Annotated in this window: 8 protein-coding genes and 1 pseudogene; 3 read left to right on the forward strand and 6 right to left on the reverse strand. The window is 48.8% G+C overall.

The features are described 5' to 3' along the window. Positions 1-85: 85 nt before the first annotated feature. Positions 86-1,198 carry an RNA-guided endonuclease InsQ/TnpB family protein gene (locus AB7D94_RS12605; protein WP_420266241.1) on the forward strand — a complete coding sequence of 371 codons (1,113 nt, stop codon included), beginning with the start codon at positions 86-88 and terminating at the stop codon, positions 1,196-1,198. Between the two features lie 41 nt (positions 1,199-1,239). Here AB7D94_RS12605 and AB7D94_RS12610 read toward each other — a convergent pair whose 3' ends face one another. Genes AB7D94_RS12610 through AB7D94_RS12630 form a run of 5 tightly spaced genes read right to left on the reverse strand, consistent with a single transcriptional unit; the run spans position 1,240 to position 4,950 of the window. Then, on the reverse strand, positions 1,240-2,025 hold the full coding sequence (locus AB7D94_RS12610) for an ABC transporter ATP-binding protein (protein ID WP_420266242.1): 786 nt from the start codon (positions 2,023-2,025) through the stop codon (positions 1,240-1,242). Further along, positions 2,026-2,832, reverse strand: a complete 807-nt coding sequence (locus AB7D94_RS12615) for an MlaE family ABC transporter permease (protein WP_420266243.1) — start codon at positions 2,830-2,832, stop codon at positions 2,026-2,028. Beyond that, positions 2,816-3,145 (reverse strand): STAS domain-containing protein, encoded by a 330-nt coding sequence (locus AB7D94_RS12620; protein ID WP_420266244.1) that lies wholly within the window; start codon positions 3,143-3,145, stop codon positions 2,816-2,818. Before AB7D94_RS12620 ends, AB7D94_RS12615 begins: the two co-directional genes overlap by 17 nt. 23 nt (positions 3,146-3,168) lie before the next feature. Next, positions 3,169-3,600: an ATP-binding protein gene (locus AB7D94_RS12625; protein WP_420266245.1), complete on the reverse strand. Its 432-nt coding sequence runs from the start codon at positions 3,598-3,600 to the stop codon at positions 3,169-3,171. Positions 3,601-3,609: 9 nt separating this feature from the next. Next, the gene (locus AB7D94_RS12630; protein ID WP_420266246.1) at positions 3,610-4,950 is read right to left on the reverse strand and encodes a SpoIIE family protein phosphatase; all 1,341 of its coding nucleotides are present in this window, start codon (positions 4,948-4,950) and stop codon (positions 3,610-3,612) included. 119 nt (positions 4,951-5,069) lie between these two features. On the opposite strand from AB7D94_RS12630, the pseudogene AB7D94_RS12635 reads away from it, so the two are divergent. Beyond that, positions 5,070-5,814: pseudogene (locus AB7D94_RS12635) on the forward strand (IS3 family transposase); the annotation flags it as partial. A 249-nt stretch (positions 5,815-6,063) separates the two neighbouring features. Next, on the forward strand, positions 6,064-12,486 hold the full coding sequence (locus tag AB7D94_RS12640) for a protein kinase domain-containing protein (RefSeq protein WP_420266247.1): 6,423 nt from the start codon (positions 6,064-6,066) through the stop codon (positions 12,484-12,486). Positions 12,487-12,505: 19 nt separating this feature from the next. On the opposite strand, the gene AB7D94_RS12645 is transcribed toward AB7D94_RS12640, so the two are convergent. Then, on the reverse strand, positions 12,506-14,032 hold the full coding sequence (locus AB7D94_RS12645) for a deoxyguanosinetriphosphate triphosphohydrolase family protein (protein ID WP_420266248.1): 1,527 nt from the start codon (positions 14,030-14,032) through the stop codon (positions 12,506-12,508). Positions 14,033-14,470: the final 438 nt, after the last annotated feature.

Below are 14,470 nucleotides of genomic sequence, written 5' to 3' on the forward strand. Positions count from 1 at the left end.
ATTATGACATCTGCTACCCCCACTGTAAAGATGGGGTTTTCTTGACGCTTACAAGCAGTACATAGAGAATCAAACTAAGGTATAATTGAGAAAGACATTCATATACAAGGCCAAAATCAACAAGACGACAGAGGCTAACTGCCTCCAATGGCTTGAGCTTTGCCGTATTCTCTACAATATTGCCCTCAGCATTAGAGTGTTTGTCTATAAGCAATACAGAAAGACTATCTCTATGTATGACCAGCTGTATCAGCTTCCTGAACTCAAGACTGAACACCCTGAATTTAAAGCCGTAGGCTCTCAGGTATTGCAAGAGGTTCTCGAACGTCTTGATAAAGCATACAAGAGTTTCTTTCAGCGCGTTAAGTCTGGAAAGGGTAAAGCAGGTTTCCCACGCTTTAAAGGCTTTGGCAGGTACGATTCCTTCACACTCAAACAGGCTGGTTGGAAACTTGACGGGCGGTATCTGTACATTAGAAACATAGGCCGATTTAAGTTGTTCCTGTCCCGCCCAATCGAAGGTGAAATCAAGACTATCACCGTGCGTCGTAAATCTACCGGCTGGTTTGTCGCCTTTTCCTGTGATAACGTGCCGGTCAAGCAATATCCCGAAACATCTAAAGAGGTTGGCATTGACGTAGGAATCAAGAGTTTCCTTGTCGATAGTGAAGGTAACGCCGTTGCGAACCCTAAATACTACCGGCACGGTCAGAAGATACTTAGGCGTAGAAGCAGAAGCCTTTCCCGTAAAAAGAAAGGCTCTCACCGTAGACAAAAGGCGCGTGTACTTGTTGTAAAGGCACATGAGAAGGTTGCCAATCAGCGTAAAGACTTTCTCCATAAAGTGGCAAATCTGTACATAAGCCTGTACGCCGTAATCTGCGTTGAAGATTTGAAAATCAAAAACATGATACGAAACAGACATTTGAGCAAATCCATATCTGATAGTGCTTGGGGTATGTTCTTTGAGATGCTTGTCGCCAAAGCGGTAGAAGCTGGACGGCAAATAATCAAAGTTGACCCCAAAGGCACTTCGCAGCTTTGCTCTAACTGCGGTGAGAAAGTCCCTAAGTCCTTGTCTGTCCGTATGCATAAATGTCCTCATTGTCATATAGTTTTAGATAGAGACGAAAACGCCGCTATCAATATCCTAAAGGGCGGGCAGCCCTTTTGTACGTCAACGTATACCATTAGGTAATGCGTTGTACAAGAATCCACCGGCTTTAGCCGTGTGGAGTGTCAAGCCCCGGTTATTATCTTAAAGTAATTGTCCGGCGAGTAGGACTGCTCTTCGGGCCTTCTTTCCAGAAATGTCCTGACTTTGGGATCCTCTGACTTCTTAAAATCTTCCAGTTCCCCTACAAAGACCACCTCACCCTTGTCGAGCATTACCACATAATTGGCTATGGCGAAGATACTCGGCAGCTCATGCGTCACCACCACGACGGTCATCTTAAACACCCGATGAAGCCTCAGAATAAGCTCATCAAGGCCAGCGGCCGTTACGGGGTCAAGGCCGGCGGAAGGCTCATCGAAATATAGGACTACGGGGTCCATTGCCATCGCACGGGCTATGCCAGCCCTTTTTTTCATCCCTCCTGAGAGCTGTACCGGATAGAAATCCCCGAATCCTGAAAGCCCCACAAGGTCAAGCTTCATCCTGACGATTATGTCTATGACCGGGGCCTTGAGTTTTGTATGCTCCTGCAGAGGCAGTGCCACGTTTTCAGCCAGGGTCATGGAATTAAACAGCGCCGCGCTCTGAAATAATACGCCCATCTTTTTTCTGTATTCATTTAGAGCCGCGTCGTCCATCGCGGCTATGTCCTTGTCATGAATATGAATACTGCCGCTTTTCGGCCTTAAAAGCCCTATCAGGTGTTTTAACAATGTGGTCTTGCCGCAGCCGCTGCCACCGACAATTACAGTGGTCGTGCCCGTAGGGATGGAGAAGGAAATCCCTTTAAGTATCTCCCTGTCGCCGTAGTATGTCACTAAATTCGAGACTTCTATCGCGTTATCCATTTACGTGAAGTAGTAAAATAAGGTGGTAAAAAATAAATCGAAAAATATTACCATAAAAATGGATGTTACTACTGAGGCAGTCGTGCGTCTTCCGACCTCTTCCGCCCCCGCGTTTACCTGAAATCCATGATACGCGCCCGTTATGGTAATGAGTACGCTGAATGCCCATGCCTTGACAAGCCCTGTAACGAGGTCGCTTATCTGAAGTGCCTTAATAGTCTCATTAAAATAGCTGGCCGCGTTGACGTCAAGCAAAGTGGTTGACAGGGTAAACCCGCCAAACATCCCCACTACGTCAAAAAACGTTGTAAGGGCCGGCTGCATTATCATCATTGCTATGAGTTTAGGCACTACAAGAAACCTGATGGGATGGATTCCCATGCTGAGCAGCGCATCCACTTCCTCCTGCGCCTTCATTGAGCCTATCTCAGCGGCAAAGGCCGACCCACTGCGCCCGGCAATGATTATGGCCGTGATTATCGGGCCAAGCTCTCTGGTTATCGCAACGCCCACTAAGTCGGCCACATATATCATGGCACCGAATTTCTTTAACTGGTAGGCCGATTGAAGCGCCAATATTGCCCCAACAAAAAACGCGATTACGACCACTACCAGCACGGACTCATACCCTGTTTTTACCATCTCTTTAACTGTTGCGTGGAACCTCGGTGGTTTTCCCCTCAGCGGCGATATCAGTGTCCATTCAAAGACCTCGTTTATCAGTATTGAGACCTTGTGCAGGCCTTTCAACGCTGCCAGGGTTTTTCTGCCGATGTAACCGAGTGCGGGTTCAACCTTTTGCGGCATCTTCTATGCTTCCGTAGATGTCAAAAACCTTGTCGAGTTTTGAAAAATTAAATATCTCCATCACCCTGTCGGGCACCTGGGCCATTTTCAATTTGCCCTGATAGGCGAGCATCTTCTTCAGTGCCTCCACAAATGTGGCAATGCCGGAGCTATCTATGTATTTGACTTCCCTAAGATTTACGATTACAGGGGTTACATGTTTTTTCACCATGGCCAGCAGCGTATCCCTTAGTGCGGGTGAGGAGTACATATCTATCTCACCGGCAATGGACACGACCATATAATCTGGATGTTCAGCAGTATCAATTTTCATTTAAAATCCTCGCGGTCGCACTTCTATTTTGAAATGGCCGCCTCGTCCGTATTTTTATGTCTTGTCAAAAGCAGTCTGTTACCGGTTCTCTTTTTCTTATCGAAGGCAATTATATGAAACGCCTTTTTGATAAAGTGGATTCCCAGGCCGCCCGGCCTTACCTCGTCCAGTTCCCGAATCTTTATGTCCTCTAATCTGGCCTTACTGCCGGTATCTTCGATTGTGACCTGAAAACTTTTTTGCGTGTCCTCGAATTTCACCGTGATTTTCCTCGTGCAGTCACACTTGTACGCGTACTTTATCACATTGGAGCAGGCCTCATCAACGGCATGTTTTATATCCTCGGCCTCGGCGGCGCCCATGCCGCAAATCTCAGCCGCAAGCAGCGCGGCAGCCCGAACGACTGCCAGATACTTAGGATGTGAAGGTATTGTTATGACTATTGGATTATCCATATATTCACATCACTGCCATTTCAACTCGACCAGCGTAATATCGTCTGACATCTCAGCGCCATTGGAGAAATCCTGCACGAAATCAATAATGGCCTGAACAAGCGTATCCTTTTCCCGATGTTCTTTTACAAAGGAGACAAGGCACTCAAAGCCAAGCCTTTCGCCATTGATATTTTTCGCGTCAAACACGCCGTCGGTGAGGATTAAGAGACTGTCTCCGCTTTTGAGCGTGAACTCCGAGGATGTGTATTCGTAGTGTAATATGCCAAGTGGCGGGCCTGAGGGGACATCCATGACCTTTACGCCGGAGTTCGATACCCACAAAAATGGCGGATGCCCTGCCGCTGAGACGGTGAATTGCCCTGTTATAACGTTGACCACAAAGTAGGAGGCCGTCAGGAACATCCCCATCGGGCTGTTAGAAAGTCCCTCGTTGAGGCGGTTAAAAACTACCTCCGGGCGTTCTATCATCTTTGATTTATATCTGAAATCGCTGATTATTTTGGCCATATACAACGCGGCTGAGATGCCCTTGCCGGAGACATCTCCAACCAGCACTCCGATAGAGCCGCTTACGGGTTCAAGAAAATCGTAAATGTCGCCGCCGATTTTCTCTGCCGGTATATTTGTGGCTGATACGTGGAGATTTCCCTTTTTGAAGGCGGGGGTCTCCGGCAGAAAACTCTTCTGCAGCACAGAGGCGATTTCAAGCCCCTGACGAAACTTTTCCATTTGCACGGCTTCGGTATAAAACCGCGAGTTCTCTATGGCGGCTGAGATCTGGACACAGAAGGTCTGGAATATCCCTGCGTCGTAGTCTGAGAAATGGCCCTTGTCCTTCGAGTTCATTACCATAGCGACACCCAAAAGCCCGCGCCGCCCGACCAGAGGCACGGCTATCAGGCTTTTAGTCTCAAAATTATTCAACTGGTTGGCCTTGCGATAAAACCGTTCGTCAAGATAGACATCCTTTATAACGACCGGCTCAAGGTGTTCAGCGACCCAGCCGGCGATGCCCTGGCCCATATTGAAGGTAACCCTGTCTTTTGATAAGACGTTAGAAGTGACGCGTTGCCCCGTAATGGCAAACTCTGAGACGAGCGTATTGGATTCCTTGTCGTACTGCAATATGGAGCAGGCCTCGGACTGCATGATGTGTTTGGCCTTTTCCATGACAATCGAAATCAGCCTGCTGTAATCAAGAGTTGAGGATATGATAGAGGATACTTCGATGATGGTTTCGAGGTCGTCCACCTTTTTTTCGATGTTTCTGAGATAGCTGGCAGAGACCGTAACAGAATCCTTATTCTTTTTCGACGCCACCGAACTGTTTTTCACATTATTTTTCATGAGATTAGTGTTTATTCTAACATTTCAACGCCGAAATCACAACTGCCGCGGGATAAACTATTTACTATTAGTTGGCCGACAGCGTGCAATGCTGATTTACAGGGGGGACAGTTTCAATACTGGCTCGGCTGAAACGTGAGCTTGCCGAGGTAAAGATGGAGAGAGATATATTAAAAAAAGCGGCAGCGTACTTTGCGAAGGAGTCGCAGCGAGGTGAGCGATGATACAGAGAAATTGCGGCTCCGGTATCCAGTGCCTTTTCTTAGGCGGGTACTGAGAGTATCAGCCAGCGGATATTACGCATGGCTTGGCAGGGAGCCCTCAATGCGTACAAAGGAAGAGGCTCGACTGGCGATATATATACTGGCGGCGCACAAGCAGACAAGGGGGACATACGGACCTGAGCGTCTGAAAGATAACCTGTCGAGTAATGGAGTGAAGGTTGGGATATGCCGAATCAGGCGTATTCGTAAAAAACTTGGCATAAAATGTAAGCAGAAGAGGAGATTTAAAGCCACGACAGATTCCATGCATAAACTGCCTGTGGCGGATAATCTTCTTAATCAGCGTTTTGAGGCAGCTGCGGTAAATCAGATATGGCTATCAGATATAACCTATATACCGACAGATGAGGGGTGGTTGTACCTTGCTGGGCATAAGGATATATACAGCGGAAGGATTGTAGGATATGCCATGTCGGATCGCATGAAAAAGGAGCTTGTCAGCCGGTCATTGTTTAAGGCAGTGGCATATAGACGCCCTGATAAGGGGCTTATCCATCACTCTGACCGTGGAAGTCAGTACTGCGCACATGAATACAGGAGGTTGCTTGAGCAGTTAGGCATGGTGGCTTCAATGAGTAGGAACCCTTACCAGACACTAGACCAGACAATATCTTGATATCCAGCAGATAAGATAATATTTCACAATGAAGGTAAAGCAAAACTAACCGGCACATATAGGGTGTATCTGAATTGGCGTAAACAGTGGCTTGACAGGGGCAATCACGGCAATTCCCAATGATTGACCGAACGGGGATGGATATGCGAAGATATTTTGGGTATATTTTGGTTATAGATGAGAAAAACCGATATAGTTTCATGGCGATGATACATGGCTGATGCCGGGTGGGCGGTTGGCGACGTAATCTTAGACCTCTACGAGGTAAGGGAAGTCTTCACAAGTGGAGGCATGGGGCTTGTTTATCGCATATATCACAAGGGTTGGAACTCGGACATGGCCGTTAAAAGCCCTCGTGCGGAGTATTTCAGGACTGAGACACAAAAAAGCGGTTTTGAGCGGGAAGCACAGACGTGGATGGACCTGGGCCTGCATCCTAATATTGTCAGTTGTTACTATGTGCGCCGCATAAGCGGAGTTCCGTGTGTGTTTGCCGAGTACCTTGAAGGCGGTTCCCTGCGCGACTGGATAAAGCAGGGCAAGCTCAAGTCTGTGGAGGTAATCATTGACACGGCAATTCAATTCGCAACCGGGCTTGATTATGCCCACGAAAAGGGGCTTATCCATCAGGACATCAAACCGGCAAACGTGATGATGACATCTGATGGGATTGCCAAGGTCACAGATTTCGGACTTGCCCGCGCGCAATCGCTTTCGGCTGCCGAGTCCCCCCATGACACGCCGCCGCAACCGCAACACAGACAGAACCACCTGTCAAGCTGCGGCATGACACCGGCATACTGCTCGTGTGAGCAGGCCAATCACAGTCCCCTCACCCTGAAGACTGATATCTGGTCATGGGGGGTGTCTATTTTAGAGATATTCGTGGGGTCAGTGACATGGTTAAGTGGTAACGTGGCCGCCATCGTACTGGATGATTACCTGATGAACCCGCCAACAGACGCAAACGCCGTACGTATGCCGACACCGATAGCCTCGCTCCTCAGGAGGTGTTTCACGCAGGACCCGGCCGGGCGTCCCGCCAACATGCGGGAGATAATCACAGAGCTTAAACAAATATACAGAGACATAACAGGGAAAGACTACCCGCGCGGTGAATATCTGGCCGGGCGGCTGACCGCCGATAGCCTGAACAACCGTGCCGTGTCGTTCTTAGACCTTGGGCGGTCGTCAGAGGTTGCGGGCGTATGGAAGGAGGCCCTTCGCGTTGACCCCCATCACATCGAATCCACGTTTAACCTTGCCCTTTACGAATGGAAGCTATGTGCCATTGGGCAGTCTGATATATTCCGCAGATTCGATGAGATTATGAGAAACCAAACTCTCAAACACAGGGATTACAATCTGATAGGCAGGATGTATATGTTTTTTGGCGAGTATGGAAAGGCGCTTGACGCCATGTGGAGGGGGTTTAATAACGAAGGTGCGGCCTCATCAGATGAGACCAAGGCCCTCATCACTGCCCTCTGTGCCGAGGGCAGGCACTCCTCAAAAAAAGACGACACCGCCGCTATGGCTATATGGAAAGACGTGGAGAAGTACTCAAGGTTAATTATTGAAGGCGGCTCAAGGGACATACGGATAATCGCCGCCCACGCGGTGTCCCTCATGCGACAGGGCAGGGCGGCTGACTCTGTGGCATTTTACGATAAGATGAGACTTGACAACCCGTCGTTGCCCAATTCGGTAGTGGCGGCGGCGCTGGGGTATCTGCCCGGCCACGAGGTAATAAGAACATTTGAGGGCCATAGCGGCATTGTCAGCATGGTAATTCTATCGGCAGACGGCAAGACAGCGGTATCAGCCGGCACGGAGGACAGGAGCGTGCGCCTGTGGGACATGGACACGGGCGAATGTCTTCATACCCTTGACGGGCACAATGACTGGGTTACGTGCGTGTGTTTCAGTGCCGACGGCAACTCGGTTATATCGGGAAGCCTTGACAAAACCCTGCGTTTTTGGGATATAAAGCGGGGCAAGAACCTCAAAGTCTTCGACGCCCATAAAGACGGCGTAACGGCGGTTATGGCGGGGGCCGACGGCAGGCATATAATCAGCGGCGGAAACGACGCGGTGATTAACATTTGGAGTTCAGGAGGCTCGGGCAACCTCGTTCGTACCCTTGAGGGACACAGCGGCAGGATAACATCACTGTCCGCCGGGCAGCGCGGGCCTTATGTCCTGTCAGCAAGCAGCGATAAGACGATTCGCCTATGGAACATTACCACGGGGAAGTGTCTTATGGTGATGGCCGGGCATGGTGGGGCTGTAAATCACATAGCAAAGGCAGACAACTCGTCCTATATCCTGACCTCAGGCGAAGACATGACAATTCGTTTGTGGGATAGTGCCGATGGCAAACACCTGAGGACATTTAAGGGACACAGCAGCGCCGTTACCGCGGCGGCCTTTATGCCAAATGGCAGGGGCTTTATCTCTGGAAGTACTGATAACACACTCTGCCGCTGGGACATTGAAAGCGGCCAGAGGGAATATGTATTGAAAAGATTCGAGGGGCCGTCTCTGGCGTTAAGCCATGATGGCAAGACGGCAATCTACTCTGTATGGAATGGCGTGCGGGTGGTAAATATCCTGAACAGGTTTGTACTCCCGTATGCCCTGGCAGTCCCGGTTTCAAGTGAGGAGGCAGGGCGGCGCGAGGGTGGTTTTCAAACGATTTTAGACGAGGCCGAAAGGCTGATAACCGGGGGCAGCCTCCACGGAGTCCCTGAGCTGATAAAAAAAGGCCGCCAAATAAAGGGGTACGAAAGAGACAGAGACGCGCTGAAACTCATGGAGAGGCTCTCCCGCGTATTTCCACGAAAGACAATACAAGGCGCATGGGAAGCGGGCGGGGTACAAGGGCACGAGGGCGCAATAAATGCCGTGGCCGCAAGCAAAGACGGCAAGTATGTGATTACTGGCAGCGCCGGCTGCACGGTGGCGTTGTGGGACGCATCCTCAATGAACCGCCTTAAAACCTTTAAAGGGCACGAGGGCGCGGCCATTGCCGTGGACATCTGTGGCCGATATATACTCTCTGGCGGCGAAGACGCCACGCTTCGCCTGTGGGACATGGAAACGGGTGAATGCCTGTGGGTCTTTAGTGGCCACTCTGCGCCCGTGACGGCTGCCACCATAAGCCGCGACGGCAAATATGCTGTATCAGGGAGCCTTGACGGGTCTATTGTCCTTATAGACATCATGGCCAGGCTTGATTTGCGCGTTTTTTTTGAGCGTAATAGCCGCGTCACATGTGTGGTACTCACGCCCGATATCCGCAGTGTCATAGCCGGATACGAAGATGGAAGCCTTCGTGTGTGGGATATAGACACAGAGGGCTGTACCACGCTCATGAAGCCGTACAACAACAGTGTGTCCTCTGTGGCGATAAGCCCCGACCTTAAATCTGTGGTTGCCACAGGGCAATTTGACAACAACTTTCACATATGGGACATCGGCACGAGGAAACTCTCCCGTTCCTTTAAGGGACATGCGGGAGGAGTAATGGCGGCTTGCTTCAGCCCTGACGGCAAATTCATAATCTCCGGCAGCCTTGACGGCACGACACGCCTATGGGATGCGGGGACTGGCCGCGTAAGCCGCACGTTTACCGGGCATGGTGGTGGTGTCAGCGCTGTGTGTTTTGGCCCTGATGGCTGGTATGCCTGGTCAGGCGGTGCCGACCACACGCTGAGGGCCTTCTATGTGGATTGGGAGCTGGAGGTGCGGGATTTAAAGGATTGGGATGACGGGGCAGCCGCGTATTTGGAGCTATTTGTATCAATACATACGCCATTTATAAAGAATTCGTTCACGAGGCGGGCAATCCCCGCATGGGACGAGACGGACTTCGCCTCACTACTTTCAGAACTCGCCCTGCGCGGCTTCGGATGGCTCAGGCCCGAAGGCGTACGAGCGAAATTAGATGAGCTTCAGCAAGCGGCGGTAATCAGGCAGCGGCACTCTGAGGAATCCTTCAACGAGGCGATAACACAGGCAAAGGAGCTGATGACAATAGGAAGTTACTCCGCCGCCCTCGCAGAGATAAACAAGGCCCGCTCCATAAGCGGTTATAATAAAGAGGCCGTGGCACTCAGGCTCATAGAGGAGATGTCTATGATGTTTCCAAGGACACGCCTTGCCTCCTCCCTAAGGCTCCATGTGCTCAGGGGACACGGAGGTGGTATAGTGGCCGCGGCCTTCACAACAGATGAAAGGTTTGCCGTGACCGCCTGCAAGGACAACCGTGTGCGAATATGGGAGCTATCCACGGGGAAATGCCAAATGACACTAAGCGGCAGTCCGGTTACGGCGCTGCTGATGTGCGATGGGGGGCGTGTCATCTCAGGCGCGGCAGACGGCACCCTTCGCCTATGGGATATAAAAACAGGGGAGGTCAAAAAGGCATTCAAATGCCATACCGCACAGATTAATTCACTTTGCGGCGCGCGTGGGGGGAGATTTTTTCTGTCTGCGGCCAACGACGGCCTGATGATTCTATGGGATGTCGGGACGGGTGAGCGCGTTAAGGTATATAAATGCCCGTCAAACAGTGTGACATGTGCGGCGATAGACGAAGACCTTGCCTTTATCGCCTCAGGCAGCACAGACAGGAACATCCGCCTGTGGGACTGTGCCTCTGGCGCTGTTACAAAAATCCTCGCCGGCCATACGGACACGGTAATGGCTGTTTCAATAAGTCCTGACGGCACGTCTATTGTTTCAGGGGGCGCTGAGAGGATAGTGCGCCTGTGGGATAGCGCAACGGGGGAAAATACCTCTATATTCGAGGGGCACAGCGGGGCTGTCACATCTGTGCAGATCAGTCCCGACGGCAGGTTTTTCATTTCGGGGAGTATGGATGGCTCAGCGCTCCTTTGGGATATGGCACAACCGGGCGGGTATGCGGCCTTTGGCGGACACACAGCCGCCATTTCAAACGTATCTCTGTCTCCATCTGCCGACATGATGATAACGGCAAGTGAGGACAAGACGGCCTTTGTGTGGTATCTCCAGTGGAGTTTTACCATAAGGGATTTTACAGACTGGGTTGAAGGGGCGTTGCCCTACTTAAAAAGATTTCTATCGAAACACAGAAAGATAGTAAACGACACGCTGGCACCTGTGGGCAGCCCAATGCTCAAAGACGAGGACACGGCCAAACTCCTTGCGGAGCTGAAACGAAGGGGGTATGGCTGGCTGTTTCCTGATGGCGTTACCGCCAAATTCCATGAACTGAAGTCTGAAATTGACATTCACTGGAAGGAAAGCGTGGCACAGTATAACGGGCTGCTGAAGGGTGGTGTGGACTATATGAAGGAAAAACAGTATGTGAAGGCCATTGAATCCTTATCCATGGCGCATGCGCTGAGGGGTTTTGAGCGTGAAGAGCAACCGCTCAGGCTTCTTGATAAGATGCACAGCGTATTTCCTAAGGGTAAACTATCAGACGTATGGAGGGTGAAATATCTGGTGGGCCACCGCGGCAAGATAACCGCGTTGGTGGTATTGTCCAACAACGGGCACGCCGTCACGGCAAGCGCCGACAAGACGCTGCGTTTTTGGGATATAAACACGGGCAAGTGCATCAGGGTTTTTGAAGGCCACACAGCCGCTGTTACATCAGTCGGCCTGACCGCGGACAATCGCTCTGTGGTGTCGGCGGGGGCTGACGGCACGATTCGGCAGTGGGATGTCCTAAGCGGCGAATGTGTTCGTGTCATCGAGGGACATAAAGACATAGTTACCGCTGTTGTTACCGCCCCGGACAACCGCCGCATACTCTCTGGCAGTGCCGACGGCACGATTAAACTATGGGATTCATTTACCGGCGACTGCCTGAACACTTACCCCTACACATCCGGCAAACTGGCAGCACTGGCAATCAGCCCGGACTGTATGTATTATTTTAGCGGCGGGGCAGGGGCGGAATTTTGGGATTTGTCTACCGGGCAGCAGATTCATAAGTTTAAAGGGCTTACGACTGCCAGCGTTACGAGCCTCGCGGTCACGCCAAACGGACGATATATCCTGATTGCCGATGCTGATAAAGCGGCGCGTCTTTGGGATGTGCCGACGGGCGAGAGTTTTCGCACGTTTGGATGGAAACTGGGCCGCCCGGCCTCTGCGGCCATAACGCCTAACGGCAAGTACGCGGTCATAGGTGGTGAAGATGGCAGTCTGCGGTTTTACGACATACTCTCAGGGGAGCTGTCCAAGGCGGTACACTGGCATACGGGGGCGCTGGCGGCAATTGCCATAAGCCCTGACTGCCGATACATTGTAACAGGCGGCGACGATGCTGTGGCAGGGGTCTGGTATGCGGATTGGCAGATAACGGTAAAAAAACTCACAGAGTGGGATGAGGGTGCTCGTCCATTTTTGGAAATATTTTTGTCTCTGGCCACATCGGGCAAATACCCGCCGGTAAAAAAACCCCAGTGGACAGAGGAAGATTTCAGCGCTCTCCTGAAAGACTTGTCCTTACGCGGTTACGGGTGGCTGTCGGCTGATGGAATCAAAAACAAGCTCAATGAAATGGCGGCTGACTGGAAGACTATCCTGTCAGAGAGAAGACACCTGTTTGAGAAGGAATTCAGACCGGCGCGCTGACGGTTTATCCCTTCAACTTTCAACCGATGTATAAATTACGAAACTCCTCCTCTGCGGAGGAGTCTGTCATGCTGGCTATATGATCAATGATAGACCTTATAAAGTCGCCATCATAAAAAAGATATGGGAAGAGAATATCCATATCCTTTTTAGGAAGTAACCGAAATTTAATTTTATCATTGTCATTTGATGAGCCATCTTTTTTCAACAGATCAACTACTTTTGCTATCAGTTCATTACTCATCGGATGTATATCCTGATTATTGCTAATATATCTAATCCATTCTATAAAACCTTCTTCATGAAGCCTATCTAATTCTAACTTCTTAATATGAGCATAACTTTCAAATACTGAATCTGGCAACTGCCTGATGCTGTTAAGATATGCGTTAAATAAGTTCCTTATTATATACTCGCCTTTTTTATCCATACGGTTAACCGCGTAATTGTTCATTACGTAGTCATCCTTTAATTTCTTCAACTTATGAAAAGCATCGGAGTTAATTTTATTATCAGGCAATATATAACCCTTCAAGACCAGTTGATTATCTTTTTTTAAATAATCAACATTCTTGAGTATGGCCCTGAGCCCGATCCTAAACTCATCCGTGATGAAAGAAATAAAATAATTTAATAACGAAGAAAAAGTTTGAAAATTACGAGTTCTTTTATGTGCAGATTTTATGTTATAAGGATGTCTTACCTTATCATTTTTTAATATATTTTCAAGCTCAGGTATAGCAATTATGTCTTTATACTTCAAGACACCAACTTCAAGACCATCATGTATGTCATGAGTAACTTGCGCTATTTCATCAGAAATATTTACAATTTGACCTTCTACTGATACCGAATGTGGTTTATCTAATGATAGCAGATTAAATATCCCATCCTTCACACCAGGATATTTATATTTTTCGTTTGTATCTTCTTGGTATATTTTCGTATGTTTAAGTATTCCTTCTAAAGTCTGATAAGTTAGATTAAAACCGTGTTGACAATAATCTGGATGATAGCATTCTAAAAAAGATAACACCCTTACGCTCTGATAATTGTGTTTGAAATTGGCTTTTTCTAATATTCCTCTTCTTTCTCCCAAGACATTCCGTATTCTTTTAGGTATGGGCTCTTTTCCCTGCATTATCATATTAAGCTGAGTTTCCCCCGCATGGCCAAAAGGTGAATGTCCGATGTCGTGTCCATAAGCTATTGCTTCAACAAGCTCTTCATTCATACCTAATTGCTTTGCAATAGCCCTTGCAATTGTCACAACCTCTATTGTGTGGGTTAAGCGCGTTCTTTGCTGTTCATTTCCTTTGTATGAAAGGTATAGCTGCGTCTTATGCATAAGTCGTCTGAAAGAATTGGAATAAATTATCCTATCTCTATCTCTTGCGTAAAGCGAACGATAGTTTGTGCCTTCTTCTTCATCTATTATAGATCTCTGTCTTTTAGCATATGCATTCTTTTGTGCAAGTTCATGCAACGTGTTATCATACTCACGGGCAAAATTTGTACCTTCCCCCGCAGGAACATCCTCTTCCATAAAACCCTCCTTCTAAAGCATGTATTATATCGTTAACCATAAAATTACGATTAGCAAAATTACTATACACATATTACAAAATATTTGTCAACACTTATATTTATTATTTCTTCTAATAATCATATGTTACGAACTCGTAACATTTTATAATTGTTACCTATAGGTAACATTGCATAGAATATATTAGAAGTACAACTATGAACCCCCTTGTTTTATAATAATAAAATGAGATATAGCACGGAGGATAGGACGGGGTGTTTTTTGGAAAACGGTATGAGGAAGGTTACGCGAAGAGAAATAATGCAGAAATTGCCTGTGCGGTTGCTCAAGAAGCGGGGTTCCTGGATTCCCGCTTTCCAGACTGTGTCACAATAGTAAAGCAGCCCCCCCCCCTTTTTTTTTTGAGGTGGGGATGAGTCTGCCGCGGAGGTGTGGGGT

This window comes from Candidatus Magnetominusculus dajiuhuensis (assembly GCF_046044395.1).
Lineage (GTDB): Bacteria > Nitrospirota > Thermodesulfovibrionia > Thermodesulfovibrionales > Magnetobacteriaceae > Magnetominusculus > Magnetominusculus dajiuhuensis.

Coding starts and splice junctions, on each gene's coding strand:
- AB7D94_RS12610 (WP_420266242.1), bottom strand. CDS start 2,025: ATGGATAACGCGATAGAAGTCTCGAATTTAGTGACATACTACGGCGAC.
- AB7D94_RS12615 (WP_420266243.1), bottom strand. CDS start 2,832: ATGCCGCAAAAGGTTGAACCCGCACTCGGTTACATCGGCAGAAAAACC.
- AB7D94_RS12620 (WP_420266244.1), bottom strand. CDS start 3,145: ATGAAAATTGATACTGCTGAACATCCAGATTATATGGTCGTGTCCATT.
- AB7D94_RS12625 (WP_420266245.1), bottom strand. CDS start 3,600: ATGGATAATCCAATAGTCATAACAATACCTTCACATCCTAAGTATCTG.
- AB7D94_RS12630 (WP_420266246.1), bottom strand. CDS start 4,950: ATGAAAAATAATGTGAAAAACAGTTCGGTGGCGTCGAAAAAGAATAAG.
- AB7D94_RS12640 (WP_420266247.1), top strand. CDS start 6,064: ATGGCTGATGCCGGGTGGGCGGTTGGCGACGTAATCTTAGACCTCTAC.
- AB7D94_RS12645 (WP_420266248.1), bottom strand. CDS start 14,032: ATGGAAGAGGATGTTCCTGCGGGGGAAGGTACAAATTTTGCCCGTGAG.